The organism is Streptomyces sp. NPDC046831, assembly GCF_040645305.1.
Lineage (GTDB): Bacteria > Actinomycetota > Actinomycetes > Streptomycetales > Streptomycetaceae > Streptomyces.
This window is the reverse complement of the sequence record NZ_JBEYXZ010000005.1, coordinates 273,842-289,259: the sequence shown is the minus strand read 5'-3', so window position 1 is coordinate 289,259 and position 15,418 is coordinate 273,842. Positions and strand designations below refer to the sequence as shown.

The 15,418-nt window shown below is 75.8% G+C and carries 10 protein-coding genes; 4 read left to right on the top strand and 6 right to left on the bottom strand.

The features are described from left to right. The 4 genes from ABZ920_RS07740 to ABZ920_RS07725 all read right to left on the bottom strand — a co-directional run bounded on the left by ABZ920_RS07740 (position 1) and on the right by ABZ920_RS07725 (position 8,396). Positions 1-4,794, bottom strand: a complete 4,794-nt coding sequence (locus ABZ920_RS07740) for a hypothetical protein (protein WP_361499868.1) — start codon at positions 4,792-4,794, stop codon at positions 1-3. A 43-nt stretch (positions 4,795-4,837) separates the two neighbouring features. Then, on the bottom strand, positions 4,838-5,716 hold the full coding sequence (locus ABZ920_RS07735) for a hypothetical protein (RefSeq protein ID WP_361499866.1): 879 nt from the start codon (positions 5,714-5,716) through the stop codon (positions 4,838-4,840). A 136-nt stretch (positions 5,717-5,852) separates the two neighbouring features. Further along, on the bottom strand, positions 5,853-7,379 hold the full coding sequence (locus tag ABZ920_RS07730) for a hypothetical protein (protein ID WP_361499864.1): 1,527 nt from the start codon (positions 7,377-7,379) through the stop codon (positions 5,853-5,855). 321 nt (positions 7,380-7,700) lie between these two features. Further along, entirely contained in the window at positions 7,701-8,396 is a 696-nt protein-coding gene (locus ABZ920_RS07725) for a GntR family transcriptional regulator (RefSeq protein WP_361499862.1), read from the bottom strand. 175 nt (positions 8,397-8,571) lie between these two features. Between ABZ920_RS07725 and ABZ920_RS07720 the strand changes: the two genes are divergently transcribed. Both ABZ920_RS07720 and ABZ920_RS07715 read left to right on the top strand, forming a co-directional pair. Then, positions 8,572-9,891, top strand: a complete 1,320-nt coding sequence (locus ABZ920_RS07720; RefSeq protein ID WP_361499860.1) for an MFS transporter — start codon at positions 8,572-8,574, stop codon at positions 9,889-9,891. A 92-nt stretch (positions 9,892-9,983) separates the two neighbouring features. Continuing rightward, complete coding sequence (locus tag ABZ920_RS07715; protein WP_361499924.1) at positions 9,984-10,781, top strand: putative hydro-lyase; 798 nt, start codon at positions 9,984-9,986, stop codon at positions 10,779-10,781. 254 nt (positions 10,782-11,035) lie between these two features. Here the strand turns inward: ABZ920_RS07715 and ABZ920_RS07710 are convergent, their stop codons facing one another. Both ABZ920_RS07710 and ABZ920_RS07705 read right to left on the bottom strand, forming a co-directional pair. Next, entirely contained in the window at positions 11,036-12,454 is a 1,419-nt protein-coding gene (locus tag ABZ920_RS07710; protein ID WP_361499858.1) for a HEAT repeat domain-containing protein, read from the bottom strand. A 307-nt stretch (positions 12,455-12,761) separates the two neighbouring features. Then, positions 12,762-13,154: an ankyrin repeat domain-containing protein gene (locus ABZ920_RS07705; protein WP_361499856.1), complete on the bottom strand. Its 393-nt coding sequence runs from the start codon at positions 13,152-13,154 to the stop codon at positions 12,762-12,764. Positions 13,155-13,463: 309 nt separating this feature from the next. On the opposite strand from ABZ920_RS07705, the gene ABZ920_RS07700 reads away from it, so the two are divergent. Continuing rightward, complete coding sequence (locus tag ABZ920_RS07700) at positions 13,464-13,658, top strand: hypothetical protein (RefSeq protein WP_361499854.1); 195 nt, start codon at positions 13,464-13,466, stop codon at positions 13,656-13,658. 76 nt (positions 13,659-13,734) lie between these two features. After that, positions 13,735-15,336, top strand: coding sequence for a hypothetical protein (locus tag ABZ920_RS07695; protein WP_361499852.1), 1,602 nt, complete (start codon positions 13,735-13,737; stop codon positions 15,334-15,336). Positions 15,337-15,418: the final 82 nt, after the last annotated feature.

Here is a 15,418-nt window from a genome sequence, read left to right as displayed (position 1 = left end):
TCAACCGGCCGCCGGGGCGGGCCGCTTGAACATCCGGGTCGCCGTGATCTCGCTGCGCACCGCCTCCCCCTCGGAGGCCGGTTGCGGCAGACCGGGCCGCAAGTGCTCCTCCACGCTGATGTACTTCAGCCCCGCCCTGAGGTCGGCGTCGTTGCGCAGCCGGATGACCAGTGGGAACTCCGCCAGCGCCGTGGTGTCGAACAGGCCGGTGGTGTACAGGAGCTGGACACCGAGCGCGTCGGAGACGGCCCGCTGCAGCTCCAGCAGATAGGTGGCGTTGGCGCGGCCGATCGGGTTGTCCAGGAAGAGCGTGCCCGCGTGCCGGTGCCTGTCGTGGCCGCGGTCGTTCGACCGCAGGGCGGCCATCGTGCAGTACAGAGCGATCGCGGCGGTGAGCAGCTGACCGCCGGAGAACACGTCGCCCATCTGCCCGACGGGGACACGCTCGGCGCGCAGTACGGCGTCCGGCTTGAGGATCTCCACGGCGACGCCCTTGGGCTGGAGCGCGGCGGCGACGCCGCGCAGCAGCAGGGACATGCCGTCGCGGCGCAGGTCGGAGTTCTTCCTGACGGCGGCCCGGGTGGCCTCGTCGATGACCTCGCCCAGCCGCTCGCTGAGCGTGGCCTGGTCGGGCTCCTCGAAGCGGATGCGCAGGAACTCCTGGCCCGACCACTCGCCGAGTCCCTCGGGGAGACGGGACAGCCGCTGGGCGGAGCGCAGGGTGGCCAGCGACGACTCCACGAGCCCGCGCAGCCGGTCCACGATCGAGTCCCGGTTGCGCTCCAGCTGCTCCAGCTCGTCCGTCAGGACGCGCAGCCGGGGGGCGAAGGCCTCGGCCCACCGCTCGGCGTGCTCGGGCAGCGCGGAGGCGGGCAGTTCCCGGATCTGCTGCCGGGCCGGCGTGCGGACCTGCTCGTAGCGGGTGGAGTTGGCGTGCCGGACGAGGACGTCGCTCGCCTCGCGTACGGCGGCCTCCGCCGCGGACAGGTCGGCGGCGCAGCCGCGCAGCGAGCGGCGGGCCTCGGCGGCCGCCTGCCGGGCGCCGTCCGGGCTGCCCGGGTACGGCTCGGGCTCCTCCTGTTCCTCCTCGCCCGGCTGCTCGCGCAGCAGGTCGCGGAGCATGGCGGCGATCTCGTCGAAGCCGCCGGCCGCGTCCTCGGCCGCGCGGTGGGCGTCGAGCAGTTCGGCGTGCGCGTCGCGGGCCTGCGCCAGCGCCTCGGTGCGTGAGGCGAGTTCCGCCGTCGCGGTGCGCAGCAGGGCCTGGGCGTGCTCGGCGTCGCGCGGGTCGAGCTCCCCGGGCAGCTCGGTGTGGGCCTCGCCGTCCTCGGGGGCGAGGCGCTCGGCCTCGCCGCGCAGGCGCCCGAGCTGCTCGCTCGCGCTCGACATCCGGGTCTCCAGGAGCTGCACCAGTTCCTCGGCGCGGGCGGCGGCGGCCTGCCGGGACGGGCCGTCGGAGCCGTCGGGCGACTCCAGCAGCTGCTCCGCGCGGGTGCGGACCTTGTTGCTCAGCCGGTCCAGTTCGGCGCGGGCCGCGCTCTCGTCGCTCTCCGCGCGGGCCTGCTCGGCGCGCAGGTCGGCGCCCACGCCGACCTGCTCGTAGACCTGGGAGGCGGCGCGGTAGGCCTCGCGGAGGGCGGGCAGCGACGCCTTCGGGGTGCCGGCGCCGGTGTCCGGCACCTCGTCCGGGGCGCCGGCGACCTCGGAGCGTTCGGCGCGCAGCGCCCGGGCGGTGCGGCGGGCGTCGTCGGCGGCGCGCTGGGCGGCGCGCCGGTCCTCGTCGGCGGCGCGGGCCCGCTCCAGGCAGGCCTGGGCGCGGGCCTCCGACTCGGCGGCCTCGTCGGCCAGTTCCCGTAGCTTGGCCTGCCAGCCGGCGCGCTCCCGCAGCCGGAAGGCGAGTCCGGCCAGGGCGTCGGCGGCGCGCCGGGCCCGCTGTGCGGCCTCCTGCTTCTCGTCGCGCACCTGCGCGGCCTCGGCAGCGGCCTCCTCGGCCTCGGCCCGGACGGCACGTGCCTCCGCCAGTTCCGCCTCCGCCTCCTCGGCGAACACGCGCGCTTCCCGGGCCGCCTGCGCCAGCTCGGTGAGCCGGCCCGCCGGGCAGCCGGCGCGCCAGGAGGCGAGCCGCGCCGCGAGTTCGCGGTCCTTCCCGAGCCGGGCGGCGAGCGCGCGGATCTCCTCGTCGCGCTCGGTGGCCCGGGCGCGCAGCGCCTGGCGTTCCTCGTCGGCGGCGTGCTCGTCGTGCATGGCCGGGTTCGGCGGCACCAGGAACACGTCGGCGGCGGCGCCGGTGGCCGCGCCGGCCGCCGGGGTGGGGGCGAGCAGGGCGGCCGCGGTGCCCACGGCCACCGCGGAGCGGGGCAGCAGCGCGGCGTCGGAGAGCGCCTCGCGGGCCCGCGCGTGCGTGTCCGGGTCGGTGATGATCACGCCGTCGACCAGCTCCGGCCGGGCGGCCAGCACCCGCGCGTGGTCGGCGGGGTCGACGGCCTGGGCGAGGTAGCGCCAGCCGGGCAGGGCGGGGATGCCGTGCTCGCCGAGGAACTCCACCGTGGCCAGCACGTCGGGTCCGGGCGGCAGCAGCCCGCCGTCACCGAGCGCGCCGAGGATGCGGGCGTCGTCGGCGGCGGCGGTGCGCAGCTCGAACAGGTGCCGCTCGGCGGAGGAGACGGCGTCGTCCAGCAGGGTCCGCAACTCGTCGGCGAAGCGGTCGAGTTCCTCGGTGGTGAGGGGGCCGTCGGTCCGCGCACCGCTCTGCCGCAGCGTGGCGGTGGCGGCACGGTGCGCGGTCCGCCCGTGCGGGTCGGCGCCGCCGGACGGGCGGCCGTCCCCCGCGGTCCCGCCGCCGGTCCCGCCCGCCGCGGTGTCCTGGCCCGCCGCCGCACCGCTTCGTGCGGCGGACGTGCCGCCGGACTCCGACCTCTGCCCGGGCACGCCGGGCCGCGCCGTCCCCGCCGCTCCCGGCAGGCTCAGCAGCTCCGCGAGCCGCTCCTCCGCCGCCAGCGAGGCGGCGGTGCGGCGCTCCGCGTCGTAGGCGCGCTCCGCCGCCGTCGCCGCGTCCGCCGCGCGGGCGGCCGTGAGCTCGGCGCGGGACTCGGCCGTGGCCGCCTCGCGCGCCTGCTCCGCCGCCCTGCGGGAGGCCTCACGGGCCGCGTCCCAGGCGGCGACCGCGGTCTTCTCGGCGTCGCTCGCCGCGAGCGCCGCCCGGGCCGGGTCGGCGTCCGGCGCGCTGTCGTCGAGCCAGCCCGCGCGCACCGCCTCGGCGGTCTCCTGCTCGACTTCGACCAGCCGCTGCCGCAGGTGACCGGCCTCGCTGCGGGCGCGCTGCGCCTCGGTGGCCGCGGTCGTCGAGTCGCGGTACGCCGAGTCGCCGGCGTCCTGGAGCCGGGCGGACCGCTCCTCCTCCTCGTTGGCGAGGGTCTCGGCGCTCTCCGCAGCCGCGTGCAGCGCCCGGACGAGGTCCACGGCGGCCCTGGCGCGTGCCGCGAGGGCCGGTGCGGCGTCCCGTTCGGCCTCCTGGATCGCCGCGGACACCCGGGCGGCCCGGTCGGCGGCGGCCCGGTGGCGCAGCACGGCCTCGGCGGCCTGCCAGGCGGAGTGCAGGGTCCGGGCGTCGGCGAGCTCGCGCTTCTGTGCCGCGGCGGCCTTCTCCGCGGCGGTGAGCGCCAGGGAGGCGTGCCGGTAGGCGAGTTCGGCGGCGATCAGGGCGCTGCGCTGCCGCGCGCCCTCGCAGCGGGTGACGGCGTGGGCGGCGGCCGTGACCTGCTGGGCGAGGTCGGCGGCCCGCACGCGCTCCCGCACGGCGCGCGCGGACAGCCGCCGCGCCAGCGACCGCGTCCGCCGCTCGGCGCCCGCGTGGATCTCCCGGGCGCGCGTGCGTGCGCCGGAGGCCTCGACGATCCGGCCGAGCAGATCCACCGACCCGGCGGTGAAGTCGCGTTCGGCGATGAGTTCCGCGCGCCGGCCCAGCTTGTTGCCGAAACCGCTGACCAGGTCGGCGAGGCCGTCGGTGTCCCGGGTGTCCGTCACGGCGCGCAGCAGCAGGTCGGTGAAGTCGGAGTCCTTCTTCACGGCGAAGAGGCCGGCCGCCTCGCCCTCGTCCGCGTTCATCTCCCGCTGGTAGCGGAAGAGTTCGGGGTCGAGCCCGAGGTCGCCGAGGTGCTCGGTCCAGCGTTCGTGGGTCTCCTCCCAGTGCACCTCGAGGTGCGGGTACACCTTGCCGGCCTCGGTGAGCGCGTCCCTGAAGCCCTTCATGGTGCGGCGCCGGCCCCGCGCCCCGGACTGGCCCTCGGCGGACGGCCGTACGGCGGTGGACTCGGCGACGGGCAGGTTGTCCAGGGCCAGTCCGGGGCCGGGCCGGAAGGAGTACCAGGCCTCGGCGAACTTGCGCGGGTCGTTGGAGACCTGGCGTCCGCGCCACTCGCTCACCTTGCCGACGACCACGCACTCGCCGGTCTGCACGTGCTGCCACTCCAGTGCCACGTGCCCGCAGTCGTCGGCGAGCAGGAACTTGCGCAGCACGCCGGAGCTGGCGCCGCCGAGGGTGTTGCGGTGACCGGGCAGCATCACGGAGAAGATCAGCTTGAGCAGGACGGACTTGCCGCCGCCGTTCTCCAGGAAGAGCACGCCGGCGGGCGCCGGCCGGCGCGGCGGGCCCACCGGCTCGTCCTCGAAGAACTCCGCCTGGCTGGGCGCGGGGTCGGGTACGGGTTGGCCCACGCCCCGCAGGTCGAGCACGGTGTCGGCGTAGCGCGCACCGGCCGGCCCGATGGAGTAGAGGCGGACCCGGGACAGCTCGTACATGGCGGACTCTCGTCAGTCTTCGGCAGTTCGGTCGGTTCGGGGCTCAGGAGTGGAACGGCAGCCCGGCCTCGGCCACCAGCTCCAGGTCGTCGGTGTCCTCGGCGGGCAGCAGGGTGGGTGTGCCGTCGGTGACGGGCACGACGCCCAGCTCCAGCAGCTCGGCCATGGCGGCGCCGGCGGCCATGTCGCGCACCTGGAGCTGGTAGCGGGCGGTCGTGCGGTAGGTGCCGCCGTGCTCGTCGCCGGTGCGCTGCAGGAAGCCGGAGTCGGTGAGGAACGCCATGGCCTTGGCCACGATGCCGGTGGTGGAGGCGGCCGGCCGGCGCGCGTCCTTGGTGGCCCCGGTCGCGCTGCGCCGGGCCCAGATGCGCCACGCGGCCTCGAGTCCGGGGGCATCGGTGGCCGGGTCGGTGTTCTCGCCCTGTTCCTCCGCCCGCTCCTCCAGGCGGCGGCAGGCCTGGCGGACGAAGGAGTCCACGCCGTTGACCGTGACGCGGCCGATGTAGCCGTCGTCGGCGAGGTCCTCGGGGCGCGGGAAGGCCATGGCGGCCACCGCGAGATGGGCGAGACCGTGCAGGAACCGGTCGCCCGCGTCCGCGGACGTACGGCGGGCGTAGTCGCCCATGCGCACGGCGAACACCGAGTCCTCGGCCGCGGTGACCGCCATGCCGGCGCGCGGGGAGACCTCCAGCACGACGAGTCCGAGCCCGGCCGCCACGGCGTCGGCGAGCCGCGCGAACGCCGGGTCCTCGCGGTGGCGGCGCAGCAGCTCGGCGTACTCCTGGTCGCGCGCGGGCTGCAGCCTCGGCTGCAGGCCGAAGGCGACGAGCCGCGCGGCGTCGGCGGCGTCGGCGGGCGTGACGGCGGAGCTCGCCGGCGCGGCGGCGGGCTCGGACTCGCTCCAGTCGACGTGCTCGGTCACGGTCGGGGCTCCTCGGGGGTCGTGCGGTGGGGGGTCGGGGCGGTTCGGTGGGGGGCGTGGGGCGGCGGCGGTGGAGCCACGGGGGCGGGGCGGGCCGCCTCGGGCCCGCATCCGGCGGACCGCGGGGAGCGGACCGTCACGCCGCTTCCGTTCTGTCGGCGGCCATGCCCGCCGCGTCCAGCAGTGCCGTGCCCACGATCAGGTCGGCCCCGCCGAACTCGGGGTCGTCCAGCTCGGTGCCGTCGTCCACGGCGAACAGGAGCTTCTCCTCGCCCTGACGGTAGGCGGTGCCCACCGGCGGGCTGGCCGCGTGGACGGCCAGCAGGGCCACGAGGTATGGCAGGTCGGGGTCCTTGCGCCGGGCCTCGGCGAGCAGTCCCGACAGCCGCCGGGGCGCGTCCGCCGGCAGGTCGAGCAGCTCCGTCGCGGCCGCCAGTTGTTCCTCGCTGAAACGGCTGTCGTCCGGGGTGGCGATCAGGTCCGGCTCGGGCATCTCCGCGCCGAGGTGCTCCCGTTCCACGGGCGGCGTCAGCAGGATGTCCACGAGGTCGCCGACCCGGACGGACACCGGTGTGCGCAGCCCCGTCCCGTGCGCGAAGAACGCGTCGGTGACCCCGATCGCCTGCTCCAGGGGCAGCGGCAGGGCCGGGGCGAGGAGGTGGCCGTACAGGTCCGTGCCCGACGTGCCCGTGGGCGTGGCGAAGGCCTGCCGGTCCTGCTCGGCGCGGAAGAGGGGGCCCGCCTCCAGCAGCCGGGACTGCAGCTGGGTGTGGCGCCGGATGCAGTCCTTGACGATGTCGACCAGTTCGGCGGCCCGGCGCTTGTGCCCGGGGTCCTCGGACTCGTCGCGCGCCTTGCGGATGTTGGTGAGGATCGCGTTCTCGTGGCGGTAGCGGTCGGCGACGTGGTCCAGCGCCTCAGCGATCATGTCCGGCACGGCGTTGAGCCAGTCCACCGCCCGGACGTTGCGCCGGGTCGCCTCCAGGGCCCTGCGCAGGGTCTCGGCGTACTGCACGGTGCGGTAGCGGGCCTGTTCGGCGGCGAGCTGCGCGTCGGCGAGGCGGCCGCGGCTGATGAGGATCTCGAGCTTGACCTCGGCCGCGATCTGCGCGCTGGTGACGTCGGTGTCCAGGGCGCCCACGAGGACGTTGACGGCCTCGTCGGTGGTGCGCAGGTAGACGCCGCCGCCGGGGCCGGGGACCTCCTCGATCAGCTTGAAGTCGTAGTCGCGGCGGACGTACGTGCCGTCGGGGGCGAACGTGCCGTACACGGCGCGGAAGCCCCGGTCGACGCTGCCGACGTTGATCAGGTTCTCCAGCACCCAGCGGGCCACGCGCTCGTGCTCGGCGGCGGGCCGGTGCGGCGCCTGGGCGGCGACGCGCGGGACCAGCCGGGCCACCACCTGGTCGTGGTCGGCGCCGGTGTCGAAGTCCATGGTGAGCGTGACGAGGTCGATGGCGGCCAGCGCGACCTCCGCCATGCCGTACACCGAGTACTCGCCCGCCAGGTTGGCCTTGCGGACGTCGAGGTCGTGCAGCGGCGCGGTGCACGCCAGCGCGCGCAGGCGCCGCGCCAGTCCCTCGTCGGCGGCCGGGCCCGGGGCAGGGCGCGGCCCCGCGCTGAGCTGGGACGGAACACTCTCCGTCGGTGCAGGCGAAGTCACGGTGCACAGACTAGGTCCTCGGTGTGACATCGGCCCAAACGGCACAGACGCCCCCTGGCGCCGCCGTTGTCACGACGGCCGCCGGGAGGCGGTGCGGGCCCTTCCCGAGGGCCGACCCGGTCCATTGCCGGCGGGTGAGTACCGGCCGCGCCGGGCCACCGGCGCGGCGTGAGGAACCGCCCTCGGTCCGGCGCCCGGGGACGCGGTGCGGCTCCCCGTCCCGCCGTCAGGAGACGGACGGCACCCGCCCCTCCGCATTCCGGCCTGCCGGTGCGGTGGACCGGACCGCGCCCGCCCTCACCGTGCCGCCGCCCTACGGCGTCACCCGTCCTCCCCCACCCGCCGCCGGTAGACCTCCACGATCCCTTCGAGCGAGTCGTCGAGGTAGACGGAGAGCAGGTCCTCGGCCTGGCGCCGGTCGCCGGCCTGGAGGGCCTGAAGGATCCGGCGGTTGCGGGCGAGGTACGGCTCGTGCAGCCGCCGCGGGTCGTCCACGACGTGGAAGGCCAGGCGCAGTTCGGCGAAGACGCTGCGCATCAGTTCGTCGGTGCGGTCGCTGCCCGCGAGCGCCACGAGCTCGCGGTGGAAGTGGATATTGGCCGTGCCCAGCGTTTTCCAGTCACCTTCGCCCGCCGCCCGCCGGCCCTCGGCGACGGCTTCGGCGAGTGGGCCCAGCCGGTACGGCGGTTCGCCCAGCCCCCGGACGACGGCGCACTCGACGAGGCGGCGGGTGCGGTAGATGTCCTCGACGTCCTCCACGGTCAGGACCCGCACGAACACGCCGCGGTTCAACTCGTGGACGAGCAGCCTCTCGTGTGTGAGCAGCCGGAACGCCTCGCGCAGCGTGTTGCGGGAGACGCCGAGCGCCCCGCCGATGCTGTCCTCGGACAGCCGTGTGCCGGGCGGGAAGTAGCCCTCGGCGATGCGGCTCCTGAGGATGTCCGACACGCGCTCGGCGGTGCTGGTGCGGCCCAGCAGGGCCCGGTCGCCGGCCAGTCCTGTCAGCTGCTCTGCCATGCCCGGAATTCAATCGCAGACACGAGGACGAGACAACGGGGGTATTGAAGGATCGTTCAACGATCCCCTACCTTGCAACGCACGGCGCCATCCGCTCCGCGCACCGCGGCGCCGTGGCTCCGCACGGCACGGACCAGTCCTCGAGCACGCTCCGTCCCTCATCTGCGAGGTGCCCATGAGCACGCCCCCTCCGTCCCACGCCCCGACCTCCGACCCCCCGTCCGCCGCGGACCGGCGCCCCGGCCACGACGGCCCGTTGGGCTGGCTGCGGGCCCTGGACCCGCGCGGCCGGCGCGCCTTCGCGGGCGCCTTCGGCGGCTACGCCCTGGACTCCTACGACTACTTCACCCTGCCGCTGAGCATGGTCGCGCTGGCGGCGTACTTCGGCCTGGACAGCGGCCAGACGGGCCTGTTCACCACCGTCACCCTGGCCGTCTCCGCCGTCGGCGGGGCCGTGGCCGGGGTGGTCGCGGACCGCGTCGGCCGCGTCAGGGCCCTGATGATCACCGTCCTCACCTACGCGGTGTTCACGGTGGCCTGCGGCTTCGCCCCCACCTACGAGACGCTGCTCGTCTTCCGCGCCCTGCAGGGCCTCGGGTTCGGCGGCGAGTGGGCGGTCGGCGCGATCCTCGTCGCGGAGTACGCGGGCGCCCGGCACCGGGGCCGCACGCTCGGGGCCGTCCAGAGCTCGTGGGCGGTCGGCTGGGCGCTGGCCGCGATCGTGTACACGCTGGTCTTCTCCTTCGTCGGCGACGACCTGGCCTGGCGGGTGATGTTCTGGACCGGCGCGCTGCCCGCGCTGCTGATGGTCTGGATGCGGCGCCGGGTGCACGACGCGCCGGAGGCGGCCGCGGCCCGTGAACGGAGCGCGGGCAGGGGCTCGTTCGCCGCCATCTTCAAGCCGGGCACCGGCGGGGAGCCGGGGCTGCTGCGCACCACGGTCTTCGCGGGGCTGCTGTCCACGGGCGTGCAGGGCGGCTACTACACGCTGGCGACCTGGGTGCCCACGTACCTGAAGACGGAGCGGGGCCTGTCGGTGGTCGGGACCGGCTCGTACCTGGCGTTCCTGATCTCCGGGGCGTTCATCGGCTACCTGACGGGCGGCCACCTCACCGACCGGCTGGGCCGGCGGCGCAACATCTGGCTCTTCGCGCTGCTGTCGGCGATCTGCATCCTGGCGTACGCCGACATCCCGGACGGCGCCGACACCCTGCTCCTGGTGCTCGGTTTCCCGCTCGGGTTCTGCATGTCGGCGATCTTCAGCGGTTTCGGGTCCTACCTGAGCGAGCTGTACCCGACCGCGGTCCGCGGCACCGGCCAGGGCTTCACGTACAACACCGGACGCGCGGTGGGCGCCGTCTTCCCGACCCTGGTCGGCTTCCTGGCGGACGGCTGGGGCGTCGGCGGCGCCCTGGTGTTCGGCGCGGTCGGCTACGGTCTGGCGGCGCTCGCGCTGCTGGGGCTGCCGGAGACGCGCGGAAGGGAGCTGGTGTGAACCGCACCGACGAACGCACCCCGGCCGCGGCCGGGAAGGGGAGCGCGGCACCGGCGGACGAGCGCCTCACGGCCGCGGCGGAGGACCGCCCCGTGGTCCTCGCCGACGAGCACGCGCGGGCGTGGAGCCCGCGCGGGGCCCGGGCCCGCTTCCGGGACGGGCTGGCCGGGCCGACGGCCGGGGTCGCCGCCGGCCACACCCAGGCCAACCTGATCGCGGTCCCGGCGGACTGGGCGTACGACATGCTGCTGTTCTGCCAGCGCAACCCCAAGCCCTGCCCGGTCCTCGACGTGACGGACGCCGGATCGTGGACCACCGTCCTCGCCGACGGCGCGGACCTGCGCACCGACCTGCCGCGCTACCGGGTGTGGCGGGACGGCGAGCTGGTGGAGGAGCCGACCGACGTGCGCGCCCACTGGCGCGAGGACCTGGTGGCGTTCCTGATCGGCTGCAGCTTCACCTTCGAGTGGGCGCTGACCGGGGCGGGCGTGCCGGTGCGCCACATCGAGCAGGGCCGCAACGTGCCCATGTACGTCACCAACCGCCCGTGCCGGCCGGCCGGGCGGCTGCGCGGTCCCCTGGTGGTGTCCATGCGCCCGGTGCCGCCGCGGCATCTGGCGGCCGCGATCCGGGAGAGCGGTCTGCTCCCGGCCGTGCACGGCAGCCCCGTCCACTGCGGCGACCCCTCGGGGCTGGGCATCGCGGACCTCGGCCGGCCGGACTTCGGCGACGCGGTGGACGCCGAGCCCGACGACATCCCGGTGTTCTGGGCCTGCGGGGTGACCCCGCAGGCGGCGGTCATGGCCTCCCGGCCGCCGTTCGCGATCACCCACGCGCCCGGCCACATGTTCCTGACCGACGCCCGCGACGAGCAGTACCGCGTGGCCTGACTGGCCCGTCCGGCACGGTCACCTCCCGTACCGGGGCGCGCGTCCCGGTACGGGCCTGTTCCCTGTGCGGGCACGGCGACACGGGCGGCCTGGCCCGGGCGTCCGGCCGCAGACCCCGGCGGGACCATGCTGCGGCCGGGCACACGGGCGGCCTCCGCCGCACCGGCGACTCCCGGCCGCCGGCGCTCGGGGCGCCGGCGCTCGGGGCGCCGGCGCTCGGGGCGCCGGCGCTCGGGGCGCCGGCCGACCGGACGTCACACGGCCGGCAGGTCGGGACCGATGCGGCTGCGGACGGCGGTCTGGACCTCGGCCTCCTCGGCCGGGTCGGCGGCGAGCCGGCGCAGCCGCTCGACGACGCGGGTGTCGCCCGTCTCGGCGTGCCGGGCGGCCAGTTCCCGGGTGGTCTCCTCGCAGTCCCACAGGCATTCGACGGCGAACCCGGTGGCGAAGGAGGGGTCGGTGGCGGCCAGGGCGCGGGCGGCGCGGCCGCGCAGATGGGAGGAGGCGGTCTCCCGGTAGACGTGCCTCAGGACGGGGGCGGCGCAGGTGATGCCGAGGCGTCCGGCGCCGTCGACGAGGGTCCACAGGGTCTCCGCGTCGGGGCCCTCGCCGCGTACGGCCTCGCGGAGCGCGGCGAGGACCAGGTCCCGGTCCTTCGTCCCGCCGCGGCAGGCGAGCACCCGTCCGGCGGCGGTGCCGAGCGCGTCGGGCCGGCGGGCCCAGCGGCGCGCCCGGTCGACCGCGGCGAAGCTGCGCATGCGTTCGAAGGCGTCGACGGCGGCCTCCGCGACCACGGCCGAGCCGTCCCCGGCCGCTGCCTCGATCAGGTCGAGGGCGTCGGTGTCGTTGCCGTCGGCGAGGTAGCGCAGGGCGGTGCAGCGGGCTCCGTCGGTGCCCTCCCGGGCGGCTTGGAGGATCTCCGGCCGGTCCTCGGGGCCCGCGACGGCGGTGAGACAGCGGGCGGCCGGGACGTGGAGGGCGGCGCCGCGCTCGAAGCCCTGCTGGGCCCACTCGAACACGGCCTGCACGCTCCAGCCCGGCCGGGGTCCGGAGGGCCGCATCTGCCGCTGCCAGCGGTCGAAGCAGCCGGCCTCCTGAGCGGTGCGGACGCGTGCGGCGACCGCCGGGCGCGGGTCCTCGGCCCACAGCCGCCAGGGCCGGGGCTCGAAGGCGTCGCGGACGGCGGCGGCCAGTTCCGCCTCCCCCTCCGCGTCGGCGGGGAAGCGGGCCAGGACGGGCACGGCGAGGGAGCGCAGGCCCGCGTCGTCGTCCCGGAGCGCCAGTTCGTCGAGGGCCCAGGCCCAGTTGGTGCCGGAGGCGGCGTACCGGCGCAGCAGTGCGAGCGCGTCCCGCCTGCCGTAGGAGGCGAGGTGCCCGAGGACCGCGAGGGCGAGGCCGGTGCGTGACTCGTCGGGGTCGAGGAAGTCCTCGGGATCGAAGAGGTGGGCCTCGATCGCCTCCAGGCCGCCGCCGAGGTCGAGGAAGAGCCGGGCGTAGTACAGGGAGCGGTTCTCCACCTGCCAGTCGTGGCGGGGATCGCGCAGGACGCAGTGGTCCAGTGCCGCGAGCGCCTCGGCACGCGGAGCGGTGAGCGCGTGGAGCGTACCGTCGCCGCGGCCCCGCTGGAGCAGGCCGAGCAGCGTGCCGCTGGGCGCTATGACCGGATCGAACATGGGATACAGCCTCACATCAAGCGTCGACGCAACCGGGACTCGCACTACCTGGCCGCGTAACGACACGTCGGGGCACCCGCCGTCTTCCGCCTGTTGTGAACCATCTTCCTCTGCCTCTCGTCGGTGGCCCGTGCGGACCGGTCACGGCCCGCGCGGTGCGGCAACACCTGCCCAGCCGTCGCGTCCGTGAAGCACGACGTCATGATGACCCGGCGTCTGCGGCGCCGCGACCGAAATTTCCGGCGGCCCCGCCCCGGCCGCCCGTCGGCCGCCCGCCGCCCGGCCGGCGCGTCCGTCGGCCCCGGGATCAGGCCTCGCCGAACAGCTCCAGCAGTTCGGCCCGGGCGAACATCCGGGCCGTGTCGACGGCCGAGGGCGTCCCCGCCTCCGGGTTCGCGCCGCCCGCCAGCAGGGCTTCGATCACCTCCCGCTCGCCCTTGAAGACCGCCCCCGCGAGGGGGGTCTGGCCCCGGTCGTTGACGCGGTCGGCGTCGGCGCCGCGGGCGAGCAGCGCGCGCACCGCGTCGGCGTGCCCGTGGTAGGCGGCGAGCATCACCAGGGAGTCGCCGCGGTCGTTGGTGAGGTTGGCCGGAACGCCGGCGTCGACGTATGCCACGAGCTCCTCGGTCCGGCCCCGCCGGGCCAGGTCGAAGATCTTGGTCGCCAGCTCCACGACCTCGGGGTCGGGGGCTTCACTCATCGGCCGGACCACCTCTCACTGCGAACGAAGGGGACTGCGGGGGGCAAGGGTACGGCGGCGAGCGGTGCGGCCGTACGGGTGAATCGCCAGCGTACTGGCCGGGGCGGCGCACGGCCCGCCGTGCCGGCGGTCCAGGATCGCCACGGACGCGGCCGCACGCACCCGCGCCGCCCTGTCGGCCCAGCGGGCTGCACCAGTGGACCGAAATCGATCTCAATTCACTCAGTTGCACCTTTTGTCATATGGATACAAGCTGTGAACCTGGAAGGACTCAGGGTGACTGGTCCCCCTCGACACCAGGAGATCGCAATGATCCTCTCCATCTCAGGCGTCGTCCTGCTCGGCATCATCGTCTTCGTGTTCTTCCGGAAGGACGGACTGAAGGCATCGCACGCCTGTATCTCGGCCCTGTTCGGCTTCTATCTCGCGAGCACGGCGCTCGCCCCGAGCATCAAGGCCGGCGGCGAGAGCCTGGCGAGTCTCCTCGGCGGCATGAAGTTCTGACGCCGCCCTCCCTCGAGGACCCCGGCACGCCGTCCCCGGGGGCACCCCATCCCGTACGGACCTCCAGGAGGCAGCAGTGGCCCGGCGCCCCCTCCCCCGCATCCTGAGCACAGGCTCCGCGCAGCTCACGCGGAGCCGGGAGCTGGCCCGGACGGCGGCCGACAACGCCACGGACGTTCTCCATCCGCTGATCACGATCACCCGCGGGCTGCGCCGCCTGGCCTCGGCCGGGCGGCGCAGGTGGGTGGACACCCCGAAGGACCGGCGCGGGCCGCTGCTGTTCCTGGTGGCCTCGCTGGTGCTGCTGGTGGCACTGGTGCCCTACGGCCCCCTGCTGGCCGCCGTCGCGCTGATGGCGGTGGCGGCCTGGCAGGGCCGGGACCGCTCCCCGTCGGCGCCCGGGGCGGCCGACGAGGCGCGCGTCCAGCGCCTGCAGTCGCTGTACGACGCCCTGGTCCCGTACTTCTCGGCCGCCGGCGACCCCGCCCCGCTGTACGCGCACGGCGGCGACTGGGCGCAGGCCCTGACGTCCTACGAGTTCGACGACTCGGGGCGCGTCCGCCATCTGCTGATCCGCTACCCGGCCTACTTCACCGACGGCGAGCCCGAGGCCCGCGCCCGCATCGAGCACCTGCTCGCCGCCAAGGCCGGCCGGGGGCGCGAGTACCTCTTCGACTGGGACGAGGAGGGCAATCAGCTCACCGTCACCGCGCTGGCCCCGCTGCCCACCGACATCGCCGCCCAGCGCTTCGTCACCGCTCCGGGCGAGACGGTCCTCGGCTTCACCGACCCCTCGGAGGTCCAGCGGACGCTCCCGCTCACCCACGGCGAGGAGCACCGGGACGCGCCGCCGGTGGTCTGGCGCACCGGCCCGCGGTCGACCGAGCCGCACCTGCTGGCCGTGGGCCAGCCGGGCAGCGGCACCTCCACCCTCCTGCGCTCCATCGCGCTCCAGGTCCTCCAGCACGGCGACGTGGTGATCGTCGACGGCGGCGGCACCGGCGAGTACGCGTGCCTGACGGGCCGGGACGGCGTCCTGGCGGTCGAGTGCGGGCTGACCGGGGTGCTGGCGAGCCTGGAGTGGGCGGCCACCGAGACCGAACGCCGGCTGATCGCCGTCAACCGCGCCCGGCAGGCGGGCCATCCGCCGCCGGACGACACCAAGCGGCCCCTGTGGCTCCTGCTCGACCGGCCGACCGCGTTCACGCACCTGGCCGCCGCGGACGGCCGCAAGGACCCGCAGGCCCTGCTCCAGGTGCCGCTGCGGCACGGCCGCGCGGTGAACGTGACCGTCGTCGTGGCCGACCAGTTCGACAGCGCCGACGCCCTCAGCGACGCCGTGCGGCAGTACACGCGCGCCCGGGCCGTCCTCGGCCCCGCGACGGCCGAGCAGCTCAAGGCGGTCCTCGGGGCGCCGCCGCACACCACGCCGCTCCCGGCGGTGCCGGCCGGGCGCGGGTACGCGCGGCTGGGCACGGGCGCCGTCCACCGGCTCCAGGTCCCGGCGACGCCCGACCCGTACGACGACGACGCGCGCGACGCGCACCGTCAGGCGGTGCTCGACCTGCTGCCGCCGAAGACCACACCGGCGGACGGGGAGACGGTCCCGGATCCCGTGCCGGAGCCCGGGCTGACCAAGGCGGCGGCACCGGAGGCGGCCGTGTCCGAACCGTCCTGAGCGGGCTGGTCACAGGTCCTGGCAAAGGCCCGGGAGCCGTGCCGGGCCGGGCCGGAACGCCCGGGACCGCGTCCGCACCGCA